Below are 19,931 nucleotides of genomic sequence, written 5' to 3'. Positions count from 1 at the left end.
TGGATCGTGCTCAATGTTTTTAGTTGCATTTTCGGGGTTATATCAATGTCCCGGCGGCTCGTGTCCCACTTGGGACGCAGCCCGCAACGGCACCCCGGTTATGCTTTAGGAAAGGTGAGGTTTCACTCTTGTCGCTCTGGAATAAAATTCGGGCACCCTTCGCCAAGAACGACACGGCGGGCGAGGTCATCGAGGACTCGCACCGCGACGTTGTCATCGTCGGTGGCGGCTCGGCGGGCTCCGTCCTGGCCAACCGCCTGACCGAGGACAAGGACACCAAGGTCATGGTGCTGGAAGCCGGCCGCATGGACTCCTTCTGGGATCTGTTCATCCACATGCCAGCCGCCTTCGCCTTCCCCATCGGCAATAAGTTCTACGACTGGGCCTACGAGTCCGAGCCAGAGCCGGAGATGAACGGCCGCCGCATCTACCACGCCCGCGGCAAGGTGCTGGGCGGTTCCGGCTCCGTCAACGGCATGATCTACCAGCGCGGTAACCCGATGGACTACGAGAAGTGGGGCAAACTGCCGGGCATGGAGAACTGGGATTACGCCCACGTCCTCCCCTACTTCAACAAGCTGGAGACCGCACTGGCGGCCGACCCGAACGACCCACGCCGTGGCCACGACGGCCCGCTGAAGCTGACCCGTGGTCCGGCTACCAGCCCACTGTTCCAGGCCTTCTTCCGCTCCGTGCAGGAGGCAGGCTACAACCTGACCAACGACGTCAACGGCTACCGCCAGGAGGGCTTCGCCCCCTTCGACCGCACCATCTTCCACGGCAAGCGCCACTCTGCAGCGCGCGCATACCTGCACCCGATCATGAACCGGAAGAACCTGGACATCCGCACCCGGGCGTTCACGACCAAGGTTCTCTTCGAGGATGCGCCGGCCGACGGCTCCGCACCGAAGGCCATCGGCGCGGAGTACACCTGGAAGGGCAAGACCCGTCGCGTGTACGCGGACAAGGTGATCCTGTGCGGTGGCGCGTTCAACACCCCGCAGCTGCTGCAGCTCTCCGGAATCGGCGATAAGGAGCACCTGAGCTCCCTGGGCATCGACGTGCGCAAGCACCTGCCGGGTGTGGGCCAGAACCTGCAGGACCACCTGGAGGTTTATGTCCAGTACAACTGCACCCAGCCGGTCAGCTCCCAGCCGTACTACAAGATGTGGATGCGCCCGATCATCGGCCTGCAGTGGCTGCTGACCCGCCGTGGCCCGGTCGCTAGCTCCCACTTCGAGGCCGGCGGCTTCGCTCGCTCCAATGAGAACGAGGACTACCCGAACCTCATGTTCCACTTCCTCCCAATGGCCATCCGCTACGACGGTAGCCAGCCGGAGGGTGAGCACGGCTTCCAGTTCCACGTCGGCCCGATGTACTCCGATACCTCCGGCCACGTGAAGATCAAGAGCACCGACCCGCACGAGAAGCCGGAGATCCTCTTCAACTACCTGAAGACCGAGCAGGATCGCCGCGAGTGGGTCGAGGCCATCAAGGTGTCCCGCGAGCTGCTGGACACCGATGCCATGCGCGAGTTCACCGACGGCGAGATCTCCCCGGGTGCTGCCGTGCAGACCGACGAAGAGATCCTGGAGTGGGTGCGCAACGACGCCGAAACCGCGCTGCACCCATCCTGCACCGCCAAGATGGGCTCCGCGGACGATGAGATGGCCGTCGTGGACCCGGAGAGCATGCAGGTCCACGGCGTGGAGGGCCTGTACGTCGTCGATGCATCGGCCATGCCGATCGTCACCAACGGCAACATCTACTCCCCAGTCCTGATGCTGGCCGAGAAGGCTGCGGACCTGATCCGCGGCCGCAAGCCGGAGGCACCGATCAACGTGCCGTTCTACCAGGCGAAGAAGAACATGCCGCTCTACGCTGAGGGTGAGCAGGTCCGCGATCACACCAAGGCCATCGACGGCGCGGACTGGTAATCCTCCTCACCGGGCGCGGCCAAGCGCCCGCCCGGTGCCCGCGTGGTTGACAGCCGTTTAGGCTTCGCGGTGAGCGTCGAGCACTTGCTCGTCCGCCGCGCTCAGCCCACCCGCCGCTCGGAGCTTCTCAATGAGCTCCGGGCGGCGTTGTTGTGTCCGCAGCAAGGCCTGCTCGCGGCGCCAGCGGTCAACGAGACCGTGATTGCCGCTGAAGAGCACCTCCGGGACATCCAACCCCCGCCACTGCCGTGGCTTGGTATAGGCGGGGCCTTCGAGCAGCCCGTCCTGGAAACTGTCCTCCTCGTGGCTGGCCTGGTTACCCAGCACACCGGGAATCAACCGAACAACGGCCTCTGCCATGACGAGGACGGCGACCTCCCCGCCGATGAGCACATAGTCGCCGATGCTGACCTCCTCGACGCGGTAGTTGCGGGCAGCGTCGTCAACGACTCGCTGGTCGATGCCCTCGTAGCGGCCGCAAGCAAAGACGAGGTGCTCCTCCTTGGACCACCGGGCCGCCATCTCCTGCGTGAAGGGTGTGCCCGCGGGCGTGGGGACGACGACCACGGGGCCGCGCGGTGCGGTGGTACCGTCTCCGTCGCCGTCGTCCTTCGCTTCTCCCCCACCCGCCGGAGCAGGATCGTCGAGGGGTGCCAGCTTCTTGTGGGCCAGGGAGGTCTCGAGGTCGCGTGCGGTGGCTGCGGGTCCGGTGCCCGCGATGACGTCATCGAGGGCGGGCCCCCATACGCTGGGCTTCATCACCATGCCGGGACCACCGCCATAGGGGGTGTCGTCGACGGACTTGTGGCGATCGGTAGCCCACTGCCGCAGGTCGTGCACACCAACCTCGAGGCGGCCGGATTCGATGGCCTTACCCAGCAGCGCGTGACGCAGCGGGTCGAGGTACTCGGGGAAGATCGTGACAACGTCGAGTCTCATGCCAGCTCCAGCAGCCCTTCCGGTGGGGTGACGACGAGGGCCTCGTTGTCGAGGTCCACGATGGGCACAATCGCCAGCTTGAACGGGATAAGGATCGTGGAGCCCGCGGTGGGCAGGTCCACATCTGCGTCCACGGCGACCTCGAGGGTCGCTCCGGCCGGGCCGTGGCTGACCCCGGTGACCTCGCCAATGTCCACGGGCTCGGGCTGCTCCCCCTCGTAGGCACGGCGATTGGCGGTATCGGCATCCACGGCCCCGACGTTGAGCACCCGCAGGCCGATGAGCTCGTGGTCGTAGTAGCCGTCGTCAGAATCATCCTGCAGGGGCGCGGCCATGAAGCGTGCCCCGCGCAGGGACTCGGCCTCGTCGCGGTCCCGGACCTCCTCGAAAGTGACGAGAAGGCGGTTCTGGTGACGGCGTAGACCGGCGACCGTGAGCTGGCGTTCTTTACCCGTTTGAACGGCGCGAAGCGCCTCGCCGATGGCGAAGCGCTCCGTCACGTGGTCGGTCGACGGATCCACCACGACCTCCCCCTTCACCCCGTGGGGCTTGATGACTCGACCAATCTGCAAATCTGGCATGCAGGCTATTAAATCACTCCCTGCGCCAGCATTGCATCTGCCACCTTGCGGAAGCCCGCGATGTTGGCGCCGATGATGTAATCGCCCTCGGCATCGAACTCGGCAGCTGCGCGCTGGGCGGTGCGGAAGATGCGGTGCATGATGTCGCGGAGGCGCTTGTCCGTGTACTCGAAGGACCAGGAGTCGCGGGAGGCGTTCTGCTGCATCTCCAGGGCGGAGGTCGCCACACCACCGGCGTTGGCGGCCTTGCCCGGACCGAAGTGGATGCCGCGCTTGCGGAAGACGCTGATGGCTTCCGGGGTGCTCGGCATGTTCGCGCCCTCTGCCACGAAGCGGCAGCCGTTATCGGCCAGGATGACCGCGGAGTCGCCATCGAGCTCGTTCTGGGTGGCGCATGGAAGGGCGACGTCAGCCTCGACCTCCCAGATGTTGCCCTTCTCGTGGAAGGTCACGCCGTCGATGCGCTTGGCGTAGTCGGACACACGGCCGCGCTCGACCTCCTTGATCTGGTGCAGCAGCTCGAGGTCCACGCCCTCCGGGGTGGAGACGTAGCCGGAGGAGTCGGAGAACGCCACGACGGTGGCGCCGAGTTCCTGAGCCTTCTCCATCGCGTAGATCGCGACATTGCCGGAGCCGGAAACGATGACGCGGGCGCCGTTGAGGCGTTCCTTCTCGGCCATCATCATTTCCTGGACGAAGTAGACGGCACCGTAGCCGGTGGCCTCCTTGCGGACCAAGGACCCGCCCCAGTTCAGGCCCTTGCCCGTCAACACGCCGGACTCGTGGCGGTTATTCATGCGGCGGAACTGGCCGAAGAGGTAGCCGATTTCGCGGCCACCGACGCCGATGTCGCCGGCCGGGACATCCGTGTCCTTACCGATGTGGCGGTGCAGCTCGGTCATGAAGGACTGGCAGAAGCGCATGATCTCGTGATCGGAGCGGCCCTTCGGATCGAAGTCGGAGCCGCCCTTACCGCCGCCGATCGGCAGGCCGGTCAGGGAGTTCTTAAAGATCTGCTCGAAACCGAGGAACTTGATGATGCCCAGGTTCACCGAGGGGTGGAAACGCAGACCGCCCTTGTAGGGGCCCAGCACCGAGTTGAACTGCACGCGGAAGCCGCGGTTGACCTGGACCTTGCCATTGTCGTCGATCCAGGGTACGCGGAAGATGATCTGGCGCTCTGGCTCGCACATGCGCTCGATGAGCCCATCCTGCGCGTAGTGCTCGTCCTTGTGCAGAACGTACTTCAGCGACTGCAGAACTTCTGCGACGGCCTGATGGAACTCCGGTTCGCCTGCATTTCGCTTCAGGATCTGTTCGTAGTACTGATTGACGGTCTTATCAACGTCCACCGGTTTCTCCTCTACGGATGCTAAATCTCACGTGATGTACATCATATTCCACTGCGTGGTCAGCCCGAACACTGGGTCGGAGCTAAGCAACGCTGGTCACGATGCACCCGATCCCACAAGAACTTGTTGAACAATAATTATTTAATTGCCCAAGGTTTTGTGAGATCTTGATTACACCACTCGGGGCGCCTTTTTCGTCAATCGGAACGCGGAACCACCCCGCTGGGGGCACCCCTCACCTCGGGTGCCCCCGCCAGCCAACGATCAGATAAAGAACAGCGGGGAGCCACCGCGCTTGTGCGCAGCGACTCCCCGTTATGAGGAAATCACACCCCAAAGGGGGCATTGATTACTCGGCGGAAGCCTCCTCGGACTCCTCTGCAGCCTCAGCCTCTTCCTCAGCCTTCTCAGCTGCCTCAGCCTCTGCCTTCTCGGCGGCCTCTGCCTCAGCAGCAGCCTTAGCCTCGGCCTCTTCCTTCGCCTTGCGACGCTTCTCGGTGATGGCCTCAGCGGTCGGCCCCTCGGCAGCCTCAGCCAGCGCCTCGTTGAAGATGTCCAGCTTGGACTTCTTCTCCGGCTGCGGCTTCACGGTGTTCTCGCCACCCTCGAGGCCCTTGGCCTTCTGCCAGTCACCGGTCAGCTTCAGCAGTGCCAGTGCGGTGTCGGTCGGCTGAGCGCCAACGCCGATCCAGTACTGAGCACGCTCGGAGTTGATGTCGATGACGGAAGGCTGGTTTGCCGGCTGGTAGATACCCAGGTTCTCGATGACGGCACCGCCGCGGCGGGCACGAGCGTCCTGGACGACCACGCGGTACTGCGGGGTGCGGATCTTACCAACGCGCTGAAGCTTGATCTTGACAGCCATGATGTGGCTCCTTTTCTGGTCACTGGGCAGTTCTTGTCGCTTCCCCTTGATGGGAAACCGGTTCAACCCTTGATGTTTATCCTGCGGGTGACTACCGGCCGACCGTGGTCGGGATCGGTATACCGCAGGGCGTTCGCATGGCATGGCCACAGCACAACCGCCGTAGCCACAACCCGAACCATATTAGCCATCTGCGCCAGGAAACCCAAACCCGGGAGTGCTATCGCTTAAGTTGCAGCGCTACTGCGCATCACCGGCAGGTTCCCCTTCCCGGCCGGCCCGCCACAGGTCCACCAGGCGCAGGCGGCGGTCAGCTTCCTGGGCGATCTGCTTATAGCGCCGAACCCAAGCGAATGTCATCACCGCGATGAGCAGCAGACCCATGTACCCCAACACCGGGTAGATCCAGCCGATCAGATTCTTGAAGCCCGCAAAGGAGAGCACGAAGCCCACCACCACTGTTCCCACGTAATAGCGATAGAAATACTCCGGTCGGGAGGCGCTCATGCGGCGGGCCAGCGCGTAAAACATTCCGAGCGCGGTATTGAAAATCATCGCGTAAATGACGACCGCCATGATGTGCCCCAGAGCCGGGTGAATATGCACGATAAGGCTCAGCATCGGCAGGTCGTCGTGCCCCACCTCGCGGACCGCGAGGAACAGCGTGATGGTGCTGATCGCCATCATCAGAGAAAGGATCACGCCTCCCAAGAACCCGCCTCGTCCCGCGAGCCTGGGGTTGAACATCTGCCCGCCGATGACGACCGCCATGGACACCGCGACCATCAGGTTGAATCCCACGTAGTTCACCGCGGCGATAGACCAGTGCGGCAGCGGCGAGCCGATAGCCAGCGCCTCAGCGTCCAGCTCCGCGAGCGGCGGGTGGTCGACGAAGAAGATCACGTACAGGCTGGCCAGGCCGATGAAACCGAAGATGAAGGGAGTTGCAGCTCCGATCATCGTGGTCACCCGGTCGACGTCCAACCGGCCTGCGCCGAGGATCAGCAGCACCATGAGGACCCCGCCGATCCAGGTCTCCAGACCCCACTGCTGGTTCAGGTTGGACCCGGCCCCGGCGAACATGATGAAGCCGGTGGCAAACAGGGTCAGGCTCACGCCGATGTCGAGCACCCTCGCGAGCACCGGGTGGGAGACGCGGTCGAAGACCTCGCCGTGCTCCTTGGCCTGGAAGTAGGAGGCCAGCTGCAGGATGATCAGCGCCATCGAGCAGACCACCAGGGCGGATAGCCCCACGCCCCACAGGCCGTCGAGACCGAAGCCCACGAAGTACTGCATGACCTCCTGACCGGAGGCGAAGCCGGCGCCCACGATCACACCGACGAAGGCGAAAGCGATCTTTAACGTTTCACGAATCACCCGGTCATCATAAGCCGATACCGTGGGCACTATGCGTTTCCGAAACTCCAGCGAGGCCGCGGCACCCAGTGGCCATCCCCCCCATGGCGGCGCCACGGGTTCGCCGACGCTCGAATACAACTTCGCCCACCAGCTTCCGGAACTCACCGCGCCTTATGAGCCTGCCACCCCACTACCTGGGGCACGGATCCTCGTGCTGAACGAACCCCTGGCAGCCGAGCTTGGGCTGGATGTGGACTGGCTTCGCTCCCCCGCTGGCGTGCGGTTTCTGCTCGGCCGCGGAAACGATTCCGACGCCCGCCCGGTCGCCCAGTTCTACGCCGGTCACCAGTTCGGCAGCTTCAATCCGCTGATGGGCGACGGCCGCGCCGTCCTGCTGGGCGAGCGTCGCACCCCCGACACCAAAAAACTGCTGGACCTTCACGTCAAGGGTGCAGGCACCACTGCGTACTCCCGCCCCGGCTCCGACGGCAAGGCGCCACTGACGGCAGCGTTGCGCGAGTTCCTGCTCAGTGAGTTTATGCATGCCGCGGGCGTTCCTACCGCCCGGAGCCTGGCCGTGCTCACCACCGGCGAACAAGTTCGTCGACACCGCACCGAGCCAGCAGCGGCCATCGTCCGGGTCGCCACCAGCCACCTACGGGTTGGGACCTTTCAGGCAGCGCGCATGCGGGACCCGGAGAACGCCTCGGGTCTACTGAGGCGGGTGGCAGACATGGCAATCCAACGCCACTTCCCTGAACTCGCCGAGCTTTCGGCCCCGGAGCGCTACCTGGGGCTGTACCGTCATGTCACGGCAGCGCAGGCCCGGCTGATCGCACAGTGGATGCGGCTCGGATTCGTCCACGGGGTGATGAACACAGATAACACCGCCATCGGCGGCTTCACGCTGGACTACGGCCCCACGGCCTTCCTGGATCGCTTCGACCCGCAGGCCGTGTTCAGCTCGATCGACACCCACGGCCGCTATGCCTTCGGCAATCAGCCAGCGATCGGTGGCTGGAACCTGGCACGCTTGGCCGAGGCGATGCTGCCGCTGCTCACCCCAACGCCGGGCATGGACTCGGCCGAAGCGAATCGCAGCGCGGTGGCCGCAGCACAGGAGGTGCTGGATGAGTATTCGGCGACCTATCGGCGCGCGCTGGATGCAGAATTCGCCGACGCACTCGGCCTCGACGCGCAGCAGCCTTCCCACCAACACGTGCTGAGCGAGTTCCAGGTGTTGGCCGAGGAGCATCAGCTCGATGTAGCGCAGGTCCTGCGCCAGCTCACCGACACCGATGCCAACCCGGCAGGGCTCGGTAGCCAAGCGTGGCACGACACGTGGTCAGCCAACGGCGCGCTGGGCGATAACCGCGCTGCACTGCGCGATCTCTCGCACTGGTGTGAGCAGTGGTCGGGTGCACAACCCGATAGAGAGCTCATGGCCCGCACCAACCCGGTGTATTACCCCCGCAACGCCCACGTCGAGGAGGCCCTGGCAGCGGCCCTCGGCGGCGACTACGCCCCCTTCGATCAGCTGTGGGACGCTCTGCGCGCCCCCTTCACCCGCCGCGTGGGCCTGGAGCGCTGGGAGAAGCCCACCCCCTCCCCAACGGGTTTCCGCACCGTGTGCGGCACCTAGCCGCCAGCCGCTAGCCGCCAGCAGGAAACACTGGCGGCACTCCCCAGCCGCGACGTGCTGACGCGGAGCGGGTGGAGGTTATTTCTTGCCTCCGCCGAACATCTTCTCCACATCGATGCCCTCCATGCCCGGGGGCAGCTGGTCCTGCAGCGCCTTGAGTTCCTTCATCGATGGCATTCCGCCACCCATGCCTGGCATCCCCGGCATCCCCGGCATGCCCTGACGGTTCATGCGCTGCGGGGAACGACGGTTCTTGTTGCGGCCCTTCTTCCCCTTGCCCTTGCGGTGGTTCTTCTGCTTCTTCGTCGCAGAACGCCCACCGGGCATGCCGAACTGACCGGCCATGCGGCCCATCATCTTCTTCGCCTCGAAGAAGCGCTCGACCAGCTGGTTGACCTCGGAGACCTGGACGCCGGAACCGGCAGCAATGCGCTTGCGGCGGGAGGCGTTCAGGATCTTCGGGTCGTTGCGCTCCGCCGGGGTCATACCTCGGATGATGGCCTGAATGCGGTCCAGTTGCTTCTCGTCGACCATGTCCGCGAGCTGGGACATCTGGGAGCCGCCAGGCAGCATCTTCAGGATATTGCCGAGCGGACCCATCTTTCGGATCATCATCATCTGCTCGAGGAAGTCCTCCAGCGTCAGCTCACCCGATGCCATGCGCTCGGCAGAGTTCATGGCCTTCTCCTGGTCCACGACCTGCTCGGCCTGCTCGATCAGGGTGAGGACGTCACCCATGCCCAGGATGCGGGAGGCCATGCGGTCCGGGTGGAAGACATCGAAATCCTCGAGCTTCTCACCCGTGGAGGCGAACAGAATCGGCTTGCCGGTGACCTCACGAATGGACAGTGCGGCACCACCGCGGGCGTCGCCGTCCAGCTTGGTCAAGACCACACCGGTGAAGTCAACGCCGTCGCGGAAGGCCTCGGCGGTCGTCACGGCGTCCTGACCAGTCATGGCGTCGATGACGAAGAGCACCTCGTCGGGCTCAACGGCGTCGCGGATGTTGCGCGCCTGCGTCATCAGCGTCTCGTCGATGCCGAGGCGGCCTGCGGTATCGATGATGACGATGTCGTGCTGGGTGCGGTAGGCCTCCTCGATACCCTTCTCGGCGACCTCGACCGGGTCGCCCGTGGAGGTGCCCATCTCGTGGTCGTGAGATTCCAGGCTGGTGCCCGGGTCCGGGGCGAAGGTGGTCACACCAGCGCGCTCACCGACGATCTGCAGCTGCTGCACCGCGCCCGGGCGCTGGAGGTCACAGGCCACCAGCATCGGGGTGTGGCCCTGCTTGGACAGGTAGCGGGCGAGCTTACCGGCCAGGGTGGTCTTACCCGCACCCTGCAGACCGGCGAGCATGATGACGGTCGGCGGGTGCTTGGCCAGGGTCAGGCGGCGTGTCTCGCCACCGAGGATCTCCTTGAGCTCCTCGTCGACGATCTTGATGACCTGCTGGGCCGGGTTCAGCGCCTCGGAGACGATGACGCCGTTGGCGCGCTCCTTGATGCGCTTGATGAAGGCGCGCACGACGGGCAGGGAGACGTCCGCCTCGAGCAGCGCGAGACGGATTTCGCGTGCGGTGGTGTTGATGTCCTGCTCAGTGAGGCGGCCCTTGCCACGCAGCCCCTTGAGGGCACCTGATAGCCGGTCTGAAAGTGACTCAAACACGTTCTCGTGTCTCCCTTAATACGATCGCTGAAAACGTCTCAACGCCCGGTCGGGGCGAACAACGTTAAGTAGTTATCCCTGCCACCTTAGCGCGGCGGGGGCGTTGTCCGGCAACGACCGGGCGTGTGAGAGTCAGTTGCGGGGCTACTCCCGCTGAGCGACCGCCGCATCGACGAGCGCGTGATAGGCCCGTTCGCGGTGGTGCGTCACATCGATGCCCGTGTTCTCCTCCTCGGCGCTAATTCGCCAGCCGAGGCGGTACTTCAGCAAGATGATAAAAGAAGCCAGCACGAGGCCAGCCACCCCGGCGTTGATGTGGATGACCGTGCCGCCTGCGAAGTCGATGGGGGCAATATTCGCGACAGTCTCGGCGCCTTCCACATGGGCCCCGAAGAGCCACGCGGACAGGCTGTTGGCTCCCTCGCCGAGGAGTCCACCGCCCCAGACCATGTGGGCCATCGGCGCATAAACCAGGACGACCCATACTGCGGTGAAGATCAGCCAGGTGTGGATCTTCACCCTGTTGGCCAGCGAGCCGGAGATGATCGCGGTGGCGATCATGGCAAAGGTCATCTGAAACAGGACGTTGACGGCGTTCGGCATGCCGTGCGCGTCGATGAGAGGATTCCCGGAAGCGTCGAAGATACTGTGCGCGAGACCGAAGAACTCGGTCAGTTGATCGTGATTACAGAAAATAAATTTATCACTATGCGACAGCGCAAAAACAGAGAAAAATACGAAAAAAGCGGCAGAACCCGTTACGAGGTTCCGCCGCTGAAAGCCCCAAAAAACTGGGCTGAAAAGCTCTTTTTATCCCAGGAGCGCGTCCACGAAGCTCTCCACCTCAAATGGTGCGAGGTCGTCCGCTCCCTCGCCGAGGCCGACCAGCTTGACCGGCACGCCGAGCTCTTCCTGTACCTGGAAGACGATGCCGCCCTTGGCGGTACCGTCCAGCTTGGTCAGCACCACGCCGGTGATGTCCACGACATCGCGGAATACGCGGGCCTGCATCAGCCCGTTCTGCCCCACCGTGGCGTCCAGCACGAGCAGCACCTCGTCCACGCGGGCGCGCTTTTCCACGACACGCTTGACCTTGCCGAGCTGGTCCATCAGCCCGACGGAGGTGTGCAGTCGGCCTGCGGTGTCCACGAGGACGACGTCCGCCTGCTCATCCATACCCTGGCTCACCGAGTCGAAGGCCACGGACGCCGGATCCGCGCCCTCCTTGCCGCGGACGGTGCGAGCACCAACCCGGTTGCCCCAGGTCTCCAGCTGGTCGGCAGCGGCCGCACGGAAGGTGTCTGCGGCACCCAGCACGACGTGCTTACCCATGCCGACGAGCACGCGGGAGAGCTTGCCGGTGGTGGTGGTCTTGCCGGTGCCGTTCACGCCAACAACCATGATCACGCCCGGCTTGCCCTCATAAGGCATCGCCTTGATGGAGCGATCCAACTCCGGCTTGCCGGCCTCGATGAGCACCTCGCGCAGCATCGCGCGCGCCTGCTCCTCGCTCTCCACGCCCTGGGAGGCGATGCGCTCGCGCAGGGAGTCCACGACCTTCATCGTGGTGTCGGCACCGAGGTCCGCCATGAGCAGCGTGTCCTCGATTTCCTCCCAGGCGTCCTCATCCAGGTCGCCTGCACTGAGAATGCCGAGCACGCCGCGACCGATGACGTTCTGGGACTTCGCCATGCGGCCACGCAGCTTGCCCAGGCGCCCCTCCACTGGCGCGATCTCCTGGGTGCGGGCGGCCTCCTGCTTCTCTGCCGGGGTGGCGGCGTCTTCAACCGCGTCTACTGCCCCGCCATCTGCGGGGTCCGCAGCGGCGGCATCGTCGGCCTTCTCGGCCTCCTTCTCCGCTGTGATGGCCTCCGTGGTCGCAGCTGGCGCAGCCGGGACGTCAGCCGGTGCGGTGGTCTCCTGTTTCGGGGCAGGCTCGGCCGTGACTGGCTTCTCGCTTCCAGCCTGCTCCCCCTCCGGCTCTTCGGTTGCCTTCTGGGCGTCCGGTTCCTCCTGCTCAGCGGCGGGGGCTACCGGGGCAGCGGGCGCGGATTCTTCCGCCTCGACCTTTTCCGCTTCAGCCTTCTCAGCCGCGGGCTGCTCTGGCTCAGTCTTCGCCGGTGCCGGCTTCTCAGAAGCCTCCGCAGGAGCCTCGCCCCGCGGCTGGGTCTCCTTCTCCTTCTCGAAAGGAGCCGGGACGCTCACCCCGCCGATATCCATCGTCGGGCGGCCTGCATCCTCCGAGGTCGGCGCCGGGGATTCCCCGCCAGAGGTGAAGTTAAATCCACCCTTGGCCTGGTAGTCGCCCGAGGACGGTTTCTTCTCGATCTCCGGACTCTTCTCGAAGGAGATCTGCTTGGACTTGTTGCGGCGCAGGCCCGCCACGACGATGATCGCCACGATGGCGGCCAGCACCACCAGGCCAATGAGTACCCAGATGAAAACGTTCATAATCCCTAGTCTTTCAGATTTGGCCCGAACACACCGAGAACCATCGCATCGGCGAGGACCACATCGCCGGTCACGAGGTCTGGAACCAGCTGGGCCATCTTCGCCCAGCCCTCATAGGCCTGCGGCAGCTTGCCCAGGGTCGGCAGGTGGCCGTGCGCGTGCATGCGCGTGGCCAGCGCGAAGACCATGGAGATCACCGGCGCCAGTGCCCAGCGGTTCTGCGGATCATCGGTATCCACCCCGTCGAGGCGTTCGAAGCGCACCCGCGCGGACAGGTACAGCTGTCGGTTCGCGGACTTGATCCGGCGCAACACCGCCACCGCCGTGGTCATCAACGTCGGGTCCCCGAGCAGCTCGGAGAGCGCCACACGGTGGGTGAAGGTATCGAACACGGCGATGAGTCGGCTGTTCTCGTCCGAAATCGCACCCGGGACCAGACCGGCGTCGCCGAAGAACATGGCGAGCACTGCCTTCTGCTGATCCTCATTCATGTGCGCGATCTGGACGGTGGTGGCGTCGATGCAGGAGTTCTCCAGGGATCGGTCGTGCCCCATCTCCAGGGTCTTGACAGCCCCCTCACCGGCGGTGGCTGCCAGCTGCTTCTTCAGCGCCTTGATGCTCGGCAGCTGCTCGGCATCATCCTCATCCAGTCGAGCGATCGCGCCCAGGATATCCAAGGCGTGGATCCATGGGGTGCCGATCTCGTCCCGCTTCTGCTCCGCGGGGCTCATCAGCTCCTCCTGGGTGACGTCGAAGGAGGAATGCACCAGGCCGGAGGCGATGAACTGCGCCGGGCGATCCGCGGTGGCGACCAGAGATCGCCCCATCGCGTGCACCGACGCGCGCGCATCGTGGGTCAGCGCCTCGCGCACCCGCTGAGAGAGCGCAGGCGGCACCTGGGCGCGCTTCTGCAGCCAACCGGCCTGCACGTCCCACAGGGTCGGCAGAATCTCCGGGTCAGACGGGGCCTGCTCGGCCTGACCGACAAGGAAAGCAGACAGGTGCGACCACGGGGTGTCCTCCCCTCGCCCGAAGTAGCCCTCGGCCTCGACGGTCTGCGCGCGCTCGCCCGGTCCGGAGGGCGGACGGAGGAAGGAGAAACGATCCGGGGCGAACAGCTGAACGGCGAGCGGACCGGCGTCCTGCAGTTCGGCGGGAAGCTCGACAGGCTCACCCGTGGCACCGATGGTGACGGTGCGGGCGGGCTGCCACGGTGCCGTGACGGGCCAGACCCACGCGCTCCAGCAGCCGAGGTCGGGGGCGTCAGCATCCGCGCCCGTGTCGAAGACGAGCGAACCGTCGGCGTAGGACACATTCCAGGTCGGTGCCGGGACGATGTTTGCCAGCCGGACGGAGACGCGGCGGCGGGCCACGGAGTCGATGAACTCCAGCTCGAAGCTGCCCTGCGACAGCACGGCGAGGGAGGACGCTGCGGCGGCGAGCTCTGCGGACCAGGTGATGTTGTCCTCCGTCTCCAGCTTCAGCGTGCGCACCGGGGCGCCGTGGCGGTCGCGGATGACAAGGCTAGGCCGCTCGAGCGGCTGGTCCAGGGGGCTGCCGGGGCGGACGCGGAACTTGGTGTCCTGGTCCAGCCAGGAGGAGCTGGTGCGCACGGCTTCCGTGCGCCACATCGGCTCCTCGCCACGCAGCGTGAGCTGGTAGCGCAGCCGTGGTGGGTGCACGACAACCGGCAGTGCGTCGCCGGCATCGGTTTCCACAACCGTGGTGACGTACTTCTGATCGGGGCCGACGGTGGCCTTCACCCGGCGGGAGAAGGGCTTCTCACCGGCAAGCAGTTTCACCGTGGTCGGGCTCAGTCCCCCGGCCTGCGGCAACCGGGTCAGCGCGGAGGGACCATCGATTTCGACGTCGGTGCTGAGCCCCTCGACCAGTCCGTACTCGTGCCGGAAGGACTCGTTACGCGGTCCACGGAGGCGCACCAGGTACTCGCCGGCCCATGGGCTGTCATAGGCCTCCGGGTCAAAGACCTCGAAGGACCCGCCCTCCGGCGGAACCTCAAGGGGTTCCTCATCGGCGACCGTGTCGCCGTACTCGCCCGGGCCCGCGTAGGCACCGATCGTCAAGAACCAAGTCTCGACCGCTCCCGACTGGGTCGGCGGGAACTCCACAAGAAGTGACTCCGAATGGATTGGCCGACCGGACTGGGTGCGCAGACCCGGGACGGGTTCGCCGGGCTCAACGAACCGCACGCGCTGACGAGGGTCGACGGCGCGCACGCTCCCGATCGACGGGCGGCGCTCCCCTGGGCGTTCGAGGTGCAGCGAGAGAGCTTCGGAGAGATCGAGCAGGCGGATAGTCCAGCCTTCCCAGGCCTTGACCTCGTGCTCCTCAAGTACCGGGATCTCCTGGTCGCTCACCGGGTCCACCGCGCGAGCGTCGGAGGGGCAGACCACCCACACCGCGGCGTGGTGCAGGGTGGCCATCTCGGTCAGATCGCCGCCACGCTCGGTGAAGATCAGGCTGGGATTATCCGTGCTGACCATGGAAACCTGCCACTGCTCCCGGGAGGCAACGTTGCGCACCCAAATCTCACGCAGGGGCCGGCGCACCGGAATGTCGAAAATCTCGCTGGTCTTCGCGCCCGGGCGGTCCGCCTTGCTGGTGATGAATGCGGACGGGCTGCCGTCGAAGTCCAGGCGCCAACGCACCTCATCGGGGTTGGTGAAGTGGCTATCTGCCAGCTCCTGCTCCGGCAGGCGCAGCAGCACCCTGCGGCGCAGCACATCGAGGCGCAGGCGCGGTCGATCCTCCGCGTGGGCCACGCCCACCGTGTAGCGGCGATCCACGGTGCCGATGGGGCGCTCCCGCAGCTCCGCCGCGATCTCCTCGGCGACCAGCGGGAAGACGGAGTTCTTCTGCAGCGCGCGGTGCCACTGCCCTTCCACGGCCCCCTGGTGCACCACCCGGACGACCGGCTCAATCAGCTTTTGGGCCAGTTCCGGGGAGGTCGCGCACAGCGGCCCCAGCTGCAGGCGCTGTGCGGCCAGCTCTGCGACGACCGCGGCCGCCTCCTCGCTCAAGTCCTCGGCAGCCTCTCCCGACATGCGACGAGTGTCGATGAGCTCGATGAGCTCCGGCGTCCAGTCGCTGGCGATGCCCACGTGCCCGAAGAGCCGCCCCATCTCACCGTCCGGACCGCCAGCGAGGTCATCCATCGGGTCCAACCCAGCCGCCTGCAGAATCTCCGCGAAATGGCCTTCGATGAGCGCCACCCGGTCCTCGGTGGCCTCCAGGCTGAGCCCGGCCCAGAACTCGGCGGCCACCTGGGGAACCTCGTTGAGCTTCGCGGCGCGCGAGATCAGCACCGCGGCGGTCAGCGCCGGGCAGGTCTGCAACAGCGCGGCATCGTCCGCGCCGGCAGCGATCTGGCGGCCTAGAAAGGTGCCATAGAAGCGGGTGAGCCGCTCGAGTTCATCACCAGTGATGTCCAACTCCACAAAAAGCTGGACGTCCTTGAGCTTCGTCGCGAGTTCCGCCTCGGCGCTGGAGGCCCAGGCAAGGAGCGTGTCATTCAGGTCTGCAATCGGGCTGGTAGTCACGTCCGCCAATCCTAGCCTTTGGCCCCGCGGCGATTCCGCGCGCCCCGGCCCGCTCCCCCTGTGTGCGGGCTGGCCTGGGCTAACCGGCTTCCAATGGCTTCATGCGCTGCGAAATAACGCGCGTCACGCCGTCCCCGCGCATGGTCACGCCATAAAGGACATTGGCCACATCCATCGTCGGTTTCTGGTGCGTGATCACGATCAGCTGGGAGTCCTTCCGCAGCTCCTCGAACAGCGCGATCAGGCGACGCAGATTGACGTCGTCCAAAGCGGCCTCGACCTCGTCCATGACGTAGAAGGGGCTAGGTCGCGCACGGAAGATGGCGACGAGTAGGGCCAGCGCGGTCAGCGACTTCTCACCGCCGGAGAGCAAGCTCAGCCGCTTGACCTTCTTGCCCGGCGGGCGGGCCTCCACCTCGATGCCGGTGGTGAGCATGTCCTCCGGGTCGGTCAGCACCAGTCGGCCGGATCCGCCCGGGAAGAGGGTCTCGAAGACCCTGGGGAACTGCTCCTCCACGTCGTGCCAAGCGTCCACGAAGAGGGTGAGGATGGTGTTGTCCACGTCCTTGATGACCCCGTTGAGGTCCTCGCGGGCTCGTTGAACGTCGTCGAGCTGGCTGGCAAGGAAGGAATAGCGCTCCTCCAGCGCCTTGTACTCCTCCAGAGCCAAGGGGTTGACCTTGCCGAGGGAGTTGAGATCCTTCTCCGCCTGCTTGAGCTCCTTACGCGCTGTGGCCTGGTCGAAATCCTCCGGAAGTTCGACGGCCAGCAGCTGCTCGGGAGTCATGGTGAGCTGCTCCATCGCGGATTCCGCGGCCTGCTCGAGTTTGAGCTGTGCCTGGTTGCGCTTCAGCTCCGCCTCGTGCGCCCGCTGGGTGACCGCCCCGAGCTGGCTGTTGTACTTATTGACCTCAGCCTTTTGCTGACGCATGCGTTCCTGCCATTGGCGGTGTGCCTGCTCGGTCAGGGTGCGGGACTCCTGGGCACGATGGAGCGCATCAGCAATGCGCTGGCCGACCCGTTCGGCCTGTTCCTGCACGATGAGCGCGGCCTGACGCTTAGCTTCGCGGCGGGCCCGCGCGATCTCGTGCTGTTTGCGCGAAGCCTCCTCCTGGCGGGCCTGGCGGCGCAGGTTTTCCGCCTTGCCGCGGGTGGCGGCGGCGCGTTCCTCCGCGGTGCGCAGCTGCAGACGCGCGTCCATCTCCATGGCTTTCGCCTGCGTGAGCTCTTGAGCCGTGCGGTCACGCTGCGCGGTGGAAGGCTCCTCTTGTTCTTCCGGCTCCTGCACGCGCGAGAGGCGATCCCGCACCTCGGCGAGCTCCTCATCAGCCTGCCGCGCCCGCTCCTCGGCCTGGTTGCGTTGGACGGTAGCGCGCTCCAGGCTGCGGCGCGCCGATTCCTCCGCGTTCTCCGCCGCCTTGAAGCGATGCTGGGCCGCCTGGACGCGTGCCCGTTGTTCCTGGACGGCGGCCTTGGCGCTGCTGGCAGCGGCGCGGCGCTCCGCGGTGGTTTCCAGCGCGGCGTCGAGGCTCGCTTTCAGGTCGGCGAGCTGTTCCTTCTTTTCGGCGACGTCCGCGGTGGCCTGGTCAATCTTCGCAGCAAGCTCCACCGCTGGGGTGGCTCCCCCGCGGCCGGCCGCGAACCAACCGGGGCCGAAGAGGCTGCCGGCTTTGGTCACTGCCCGCAGCCTGGTGTCGGCGGCCACGACGCGGCGAGCCTCAGCGGCGTCTGCCACGGCGACCACGTCGACGAGCATCGCGTTCAGCGCGGCGGCGACCTTATGGCTGGGCTCGATGACGTCCAGCAGCCACTGCCCCGCGGGCAGGGTCACATCGAGACGCCAGCCGGCCGTCTCCTTGGTTTCGGAGCCGGATTCGATGACGAGGGCGCGGCCTTCGTCGCTGCCCTCGAGCGCGCTGAGCACGGCGTCGTCTGATGCTGTCACGACCCCGGTGGGCGCGATGGCGCCCAACACGGCGGCGACTGCGGCGGACCAGTCGCCGCTGACCGTGAGGTTCTCCGCCAGGGTACTCACCGCATGCCCCTGCTCCTCGGCGGCGGTAGTCGCTCGGGCAGCACCATCGGTGGGGCGCAGCCGCTCCTGCCAGCCGGTGATGGTGGCCTCCAAGCCAGCGATTTCTCGCTCCAGCGCGCGTTCCTGGTTGCGTAGCTCCTCTGCACGCTGCTCGACGGTCTGCACCTCGCGGGCGAGCTGCTCTGCGGTTGCGCGGAGTTCCTCGCCCCCACCTTCGATATCCGCCAGCGCGTCGGCGGCTTCCGCGAGTTCCTCACTGAGGTTTTCTAGCTCCTCGGTGTGCTCGCCCACAGCTTCCTCGCTGCGCTCCACCTCGGCTTGTGCGTTAGCCAACCGCTCGCTGGCTGCTTCCTGGCGGGAGAGCAACCGCACCACGCCCTCACGCCGGTCCGCGATGGCCCGGACCTGGGCGAGGTGCTCGTTTTCTGCCTGCCGGGCAGCGTCCTGAGCCTCGGCGACGGTCTCCCTGATGCCCTCGAGTTTCTCCTGGGCAATCTCGACGGCCTCGTCGAGCTCCTCCTGTTCGGCATCTGCCCGCTCGGCGCGCTCCAACAGATGAGCGGGGTCGGGTCCCAGCCAGGCGGTCTCTTCGCTGGCCTGAGCGCGGTCAGCCGCGATGCGCAGGGAGGCGGAGTTCTTCTCCGCGACCGCCGAAAGCCGGTACCAGAGGGTGCGGGCAGACTCCGCGTCCTCCAGCGCGGTCCGCAGCTCTTCCTCCACCTCTGCGAGTTCACCGGAGTGCTCCTCAAGCTGCTCGGTGAGGTATTCGCGCTCCTCGATGAGTCGCTCGGCCTCGGCGTTGGCCTCGTGGAGGTTCTCCGACAGAGTGCGGACGTGGTGGGCCGCCAGGACGGTGCGACGGTCCCGGATGGTGGCCTGCACGGTGGAAGCACGCTGCGCGGCGTCGGCCTGCCGGGCCAGCGGCCCCAGCTGGCGGTGCAGTTCATCGGTGAGGTCCTGGAGGCGATCCAGGTTGGCCTGCATGCCGACCAGCTTGCGCTGCGCCTTCTCCTTGCGTCGGCGGTGCTTCAGCACGCCCGCGGCTTCCTCGATGAAGGCGCGGCGCTCCTCGGGCTTGGACTCTAAGATTTGGGAGAGCCTCCCCTGACCGACGATGACGTGCATCTCGCGGCCGATACCCGAGTCGCTGAGCAGCTCCTGAATATCCATGAGCCGGGCTTTGGCCCCGTTGATCTCGTATTCGCTGGCCCCGTCGCGGAACATGCGGCGGGTGACCGCGACCTCGGAGTACTCGATCGGCAGCTTGCCGTCGGAGTTATCGATAACGAGGGTGACCTCCGCGCGCCCCAGCGGTTTGCGGTCACCGGCACCGGCGAAGATGACGTCCTCCATCTTGCCGCCGCGCAGGGTCTTCGCCCCCTGCTCCCCCATCACCCATGCCAGGGCATCGACGACATTGGACTTACCCGAGCCGTTGGGGCCGACGACCGCGCAGATTCCCGGCTCGAGTTTCAGGGTCGTCGAAGACGCAAAGGACTTGAATCCTTTGAGGGTCAACGACTTGAGGTGCATGCGGTTATCTTA

12 protein-coding genes are annotated in these 19,931 nt (G+C 65.8%); 2 read left to right on the top strand and 10 right to left on the bottom strand.

Going from position 1 to position 19,931, the window contains the following annotated elements:
• The first annotated feature begins 128 nt into the window (after nt 1-128).
• Nucleotides 129-1,937: a choline dehydrogenase gene (betA, locus tag HMPREF3088_RS05805; RefSeq protein WP_070758847.1), complete on the top strand. Its 1,809-nt coding sequence runs from the start codon at nt 129-131 to the stop codon at nt 1,935-1,937.
• A 57-nt stretch (nt 1,938-1,994) separates the two neighbouring features.
• On the opposite strand, the gene trmD is transcribed toward betA, so the two are convergent.
• The 5 genes from trmD to HMPREF3088_RS05780 form a co-directional block, all read right to left on the bottom strand.
• Nucleotides 1,995-2,876: a tRNA (guanosine(37)-N1)-methyltransferase TrmD gene (gene trmD / locus HMPREF3088_RS05800; RefSeq protein ID WP_070758846.1), complete on the bottom strand. Its 882-nt coding sequence runs from the start codon at nt 2,874-2,876 to the stop codon at nt 1,995-1,997.
• On the bottom strand, nt 2,873-3,457 hold the full coding sequence (gene rimM, locus HMPREF3088_RS05795; RefSeq protein WP_015381525.1) for a ribosome maturation factor RimM: 585 nt from the start codon (nt 3,455-3,457) through the stop codon (nt 2,873-2,875). The genes trmD and rimM overlap by 4 nt, the downstream gene beginning before the upstream one ends.
• A gap of 8 nt (nt 3,458-3,465) precedes the next feature.
• Nucleotides 3,466-4,809: an NADP-specific glutamate dehydrogenase gene (gene gdhA / locus HMPREF3088_RS05790; protein WP_070758845.1), complete on the bottom strand. Its 1,344-nt coding sequence runs from the start codon at nt 4,807-4,809 to the stop codon at nt 3,466-3,468.
• A gap of 349 nt (nt 4,810-5,158) precedes the next feature.
• Nucleotides 5,159-5,674, bottom strand: a complete 516-nt coding sequence (rpsP, locus tag HMPREF3088_RS05785) for a 30S ribosomal protein S16 (RefSeq protein WP_070758844.1) — start codon at nt 5,672-5,674, stop codon at nt 5,159-5,161.
• 240 nt (nt 5,675-5,914) lie between these two features.
• Nucleotides 5,915-7,051 carry a YkvI family membrane protein gene (locus HMPREF3088_RS05780; protein ID WP_070758843.1) on the bottom strand — a complete coding sequence of 379 codons (1,137 nt, stop codon included), beginning with the start codon at nt 7,049-7,051 and terminating at the stop codon, nt 5,915-5,917.
• 31 nt (nt 7,052-7,082) lie between these two features.
• Here HMPREF3088_RS05780 and HMPREF3088_RS05775 point away from each other — a divergent pair, with 31 nt between their 5' ends.
• Nucleotides 7,083-8,675 carry a protein adenylyltransferase SelO gene (locus HMPREF3088_RS05775; protein ID WP_070758842.1) on the top strand — a complete coding sequence of 531 codons (1,593 nt, stop codon included), beginning with the start codon at nt 7,083-7,085 and terminating at the stop codon, nt 8,673-8,675.
• Between the two features lie 78 nt (nt 8,676-8,753).
• Here the strand turns inward: HMPREF3088_RS05775 and ffh are convergent, their stop codons facing one another.
• The 5 genes from ffh to smc all read right to left on the bottom strand — a co-directional run bounded on the left by ffh (nt 8,754) and on the right by smc (nt 19,919).
• Nucleotides 8,754-10,340 carry a signal recognition particle protein gene (gene ffh / locus HMPREF3088_RS05770; RefSeq protein WP_070758841.1) on the bottom strand — a complete coding sequence of 529 codons (1,587 nt, stop codon included), beginning with the start codon at nt 10,338-10,340 and terminating at the stop codon, nt 8,754-8,756.
• Between the two features lie 144 nt (nt 10,341-10,484).
• Nucleotides 10,485-10,958: a hypothetical protein gene (locus HMPREF3088_RS05765; protein ID WP_371441309.1), complete on the bottom strand. Its 474-nt coding sequence runs from the start codon at nt 10,956-10,958 to the stop codon at nt 10,485-10,487.
• 192 nt (nt 10,959-11,150) lie between these two features.
• A complete protein-coding gene (gene ftsY / locus HMPREF3088_RS05760; RefSeq protein ID WP_070758839.1) occupies nt 11,151-12,791 on the bottom strand; it encodes a signal recognition particle-docking protein FtsY in 1,641 nt (546 codons plus the stop codon).
• 5 nt (nt 12,792-12,796) lie between these two features.
• On the bottom strand, nt 12,797-16,360 hold the full coding sequence (locus HMPREF3088_RS05755) for a hypothetical protein (protein WP_070758838.1): 3,564 nt from the start codon (nt 16,358-16,360) through the stop codon (nt 12,797-12,799).
• Nucleotides 16,361-16,430: 70 nt separating this feature from the next.
• A complete protein-coding gene (gene smc / locus HMPREF3088_RS05750; RefSeq protein ID WP_070758837.1) occupies nt 16,431-19,919 on the bottom strand; it encodes a chromosome segregation protein SMC in 3,489 nt (1,162 codons plus the stop codon).
• Nucleotides 19,920-19,931: the final 12 nt, after the last annotated feature.

This window comes from Corynebacterium sp. HMSC22B11 (assembly GCF_001815965.1).
Taxonomy (GTDB): Bacteria; Actinomycetota; Actinomycetes; order Mycobacteriales; family Mycobacteriaceae; genus Corynebacterium.
This window is presented reverse-complemented; position numbering and strand designations above follow the sequence as displayed.